Below are 3485 nucleotides of genomic sequence, written 5' to 3'. Positions count from 1 at the left end.
AGCTGATAGAAACAGAAGCCACTGGAGCACCTCAAAAACACCATCATACACTAAATCAGTAAGTTGGCAGCATCACCGCAAAATTGCGCGTTCCACGGCAGACATTAAAGTGATCATGCTGACGGTACACACTGAAAACCCATTACCTGCAAAAGTTATGCAGGCAGGGGCCGCAGGGTATCTCAGCAAAGGCGCCGCCCCCCAGGAAGTAGTGAGTGCGATTCGTTCGGTTTTTTCCGGGCAGCGTTATATTGCCTCCGATATCGCTCAGCAAATGGCGCTCAGCCAGATTGAGCCTGAGAAAACGGAAACACCGTTTGCCAGTTTGTCTGAACGCGAGTTGCAGATTATGCTGATGATCACCAAAGGTCAGAAGGTCAATGAGATCTCAGAGCAACTGAATCTTAGCCCTAAAACGGTGAACAGCTATCGCTATCGAATGTTCAGTAAATTAAACATTCATGGCGATGTAGAGCTGACTCACCTGGCAATTCGCCATGGACTGTGTAATGCGGAGACATTAACAAGCCAGTGACCGATCAGTTTGATGCCAAAGCGTTCCTGAAAACCGTGACCAGTCAGCCCGGCGTCTATCGTATGTATGATACCGCCGGGACGGTTATCTATGTCGGGAAAGCGAAAGACCTGAAAAAAAGGCTTTCTAGCTACTTCCGTAGTAATCTTGCGTCACGCAAGACCGAAGCGCTGGTCGCGCAAATCCAGCAGATTGATGTCACGGTAACGCACACTGAAACCGAAGCGTTATTGCTTGAGCACAACTACATCAAGCTGTATCAGCCGCGCTATAACGTATTGCTGCGCGATGATAAATCCTACCCTTTTATATTCCTTAGCGGCGATACCCACCCGCGTCTGGCGATGCATCGCGGGGCAAAGCATGCCAAAGGCGAGTACTTTGGACCGTTCCCTAACGGTTATGCGGTGCGTGAAACGCTGGCGCTGTTGCAGAAAATATTCCCTATCCGCCAGTGCGAAAACAGCGTTTATCGCAACCGTTCTCGGCCTTGTCTGCAATATCAGATTGGCCGCTGTCTCGGCCCGTGTGTCGCGGGTCTGGTGAGTGAGGAAGAGTATGCTCAGCAGGTCGAGTATGTTCGTCTGTTTCTGTCCGGAAAGGACGATCAGGTATTAACGCAGCTGATCGCCCGCATGGAAAAGGCCAGCCAAAATCTCGAATTTGAAGAGGCTGCGCGCATTCGTGACCAAATTCAGGCTGTACGCCGCGTAACAGAAAAACAGTTTGTCTCTAATACCGGAGACGATCTGGACGTCATTGGCGTGGCGTTTGACGCCGGTATGGCCTGTGTGCACGTTCTGTTTATTCGCCAGGGTAAAGTGCTGGGCAGCCGCAGCTATTTCCCGAAAGTACCCGGTGGCACGGAACTCGGCGAGGTCGTCGAAACCTTTGTCGGGCAGTTTTATCTGCAGGGGAGCCAGATGCGTACCTTACCCGGGGAAATCCTGCTCGATTTTAATCTTAGCGATAAAACCCTGCTGGCAGACTCTCTGTCTGAACTGGCCGGCAGGAAGATTAACGTGCAGACGAAACCGCGAGGGGATCGCGCGCGTTATCTGAAGCTGGCGCGGACCAACGCGGCAGTGGCGCTCACCACGAAACTTTCTCAGCAGTCGACGATTACGCAACGTCTGACGGCGCTGGCATCGGTGTTGAAGTTACCTGCGGTGAAGCGTATGGAGTGCTTCGACATCAGCCATACGATGGGCGAGCAGACGGTAGCCTCCTGCGTGGTCTTTGATGCCAATGGCCCGCTGCGTGCAGAATATCGTCGCTACAACATTACCGGTATTACGCCGGGTGATGATTATGCGGCGATGAATCAGGTCTTACGTCGGCGTTACGGGAAGGCGATTGAAGAAAGTAAGATTCCGGACGTCATATTGATCGATGGTGGTAAAGGTCAGTTAGGGCAGGCGAAAGCCGTTTTTGCTGAGCTGGACGTTCCCTGGGACAAACAGCACCCACTCTTGCTGGGGGTGGCAAAAGGGGCCGATCGTAAAGCCGGTCTGGAAACGCTGTTCTTTGAGCCGGAAGGTGAGGGCTTTAGCCTGCCGCCGGATTCGCCAGCATTGCACGTTATCCAGCATATCCGCGATGAATCTCACGATCATGCGATTAGCGGGCATCGTAAAAAGCGGGCGAAAGTGAAAAGCACCAGTACGCTTGAGACCATCGAAGGTGTCGGGCCAAAGCGTCGCCAGATGTTGTTGAAATATATGGGAGGTTTGCAAGGTCTTCGTAACGCAAGTATCGAAGAAATTGCAAAAGTGCCGGGTATTTCGCAAGCTCTGGCAGAAAAGATCTTCTACTCGTTGAAACATTAGGCCCTCTGTAGCAACATAGGGGTAATTTCACTGACAACAGATAGTTATCCGTCATATGCAATTTAATATCCCTACGTTGCTCACGCTGTTTCGCGTCATCCTGATCCCATTCTTTGTATTGGCTTTTTACCTGCCATTCACCTGGGCTCCCTTTGTTTGTGCGCTGATCTTCTGTATCGCAGCGGTCACTGACTGGTTTGACGGTTTTCTGGCACGCCGCTGGAACCAAAGCACGCGTTTTGGCGCCTTCCTCGATCCGGTCGCTGATAAGGTGCTGGTGGCTATCGCGATGGTCCTGGTGACCGAGCATTACCACAGCTGGTGGGTGACGCTTCCTGCCGCAACAATGATTGCGCGTGAAATTATCATCTCTGCACTGCGTGAATGGATGGCCGAACTGGGTAAACGCAGCAGCGTAGCCGTATCCTGGATCGGTAAAGTGAAAACCACTTCGCAAATGGCTGCTCTGGCCTGGCTGCTGTGGCGTCCAAATATCTGGGTAGAGTATGCTGGGATCGCACTTTTCTTCGTCGCCGCGATACTGACTTTGTGGTCAATGTTCCAGTATTTGAGCGCTGCACGTGGAGATTTGCTTGATCAGTGATCGTTTCGACGCAAATTTCAGCAAACGATCGTTAGTGGTGAAAAATATCGTTGACTCATTGCGTCAGGTAAGTAGAATGCAACGCATCGAACGGCAGCACTGATTGCCAGACGATAACAAAATCAAGTGATTAACAAAGTTACTTGGTGATGCGGGAATAGCTCAGTTGGTAGAGCACGACCTTGCCAAGGTCGGGGTCGCGAGTTCGAGTCTCGTTTCCCGCTCCAAATTTAAGACATCGGCAATAGCGGATGTCTGGCTGTAAAGCCAGAAGATTTCGGCGCGTTAGCAAAGCGGTTATGTAGCGGATTGCAAATCCGTCTAGTCCGGTTCGACTCCGGAACGCGCCTCCAATTTCTTCCCGAGCCCGGATGGTGGAATCGGTAGACACAAGGGATTTAAAATCCCTCGGCGTTCGCGCTGTGTGGGTTCAAGTCCCACTCCGGGTACCATGGGAAAGAACAGAATAATCAAAGCAATAAGCAGTGTCGTGAAACCACCTACGGGTGGTTTTTTT

The 3485-nt window shown here is 51.6% G+C and carries 3 protein-coding genes and 3 tRNA genes; all 6 read left to right on the top strand.

Annotated features, from left to right (window positions below; genetic code table 11):
• Positions 1–535: UvrY/SirA/GacA family response regulator transcription factor (uvrY, locus tag OGX92_RS14765; RefSeq protein ID WP_286586726.1), on the top strand; the 535-nt coding region annotated here is incomplete at its 5' end.
• Positions 532–2364 carry an excinuclease ABC subunit UvrC gene (gene uvrC, locus OGX92_RS14760; protein ID WP_003834021.1) on the top strand — a complete coding sequence of 611 codons (1833 nt, stop codon included), beginning with the start codon at positions 532–534 and terminating at the stop codon, positions 2362–2364. The genes uvrY and uvrC, both read left to right, overlap by 4 nt.
• Positions 2365–2419: 55 nt before the next feature.
• On the top strand, positions 2420–2968 hold the full coding sequence (pgsA, locus tag OGX92_RS14755; RefSeq protein ID WP_003030490.1) for a CDP-diacylglycerol--glycerol-3-phosphate 3-phosphatidyltransferase: 549 nt from the start codon (positions 2420–2422) through the stop codon (positions 2966–2968).
• Positions 2969–3119: 151 nt separating this feature from the next.
• Positions 3120–3195, top strand: a tRNA-Gly gene (locus OGX92_RS14750).
• A gap of 52 nt (positions 3196–3247) precedes the next feature.
• Positions 3248–3321 (top strand) — tRNA-Cys (locus tag OGX92_RS14745).
• 12 nt (positions 3322–3333) lie between these two features.
• A tRNA-Leu gene (locus tag OGX92_RS14740) sits at positions 3334–3420 on the top strand.
• Positions 3421–3485 lie beyond the last annotated feature (65 nt).

Origin of the sequence: Citrobacter sp. Cpo089 (assembly GCF_030332695.1) — a bacterium.
Classification (GTDB): Bacteria; Pseudomonadota; Gammaproteobacteria; order Enterobacterales; family Enterobacteriaceae; genus Citrobacter; species Citrobacter portucalensis.
This window is presented reverse-complemented; position numbering and strand designations above follow the sequence as displayed.

Coding starts and splice junctions, on each gene's coding strand:
- pgsA (WP_003030490.1), top strand. CDS start 2,420: ATGCAATTTAATATCCCTACGTTGCTCACGCTGTTTCGCGTCATCCTG.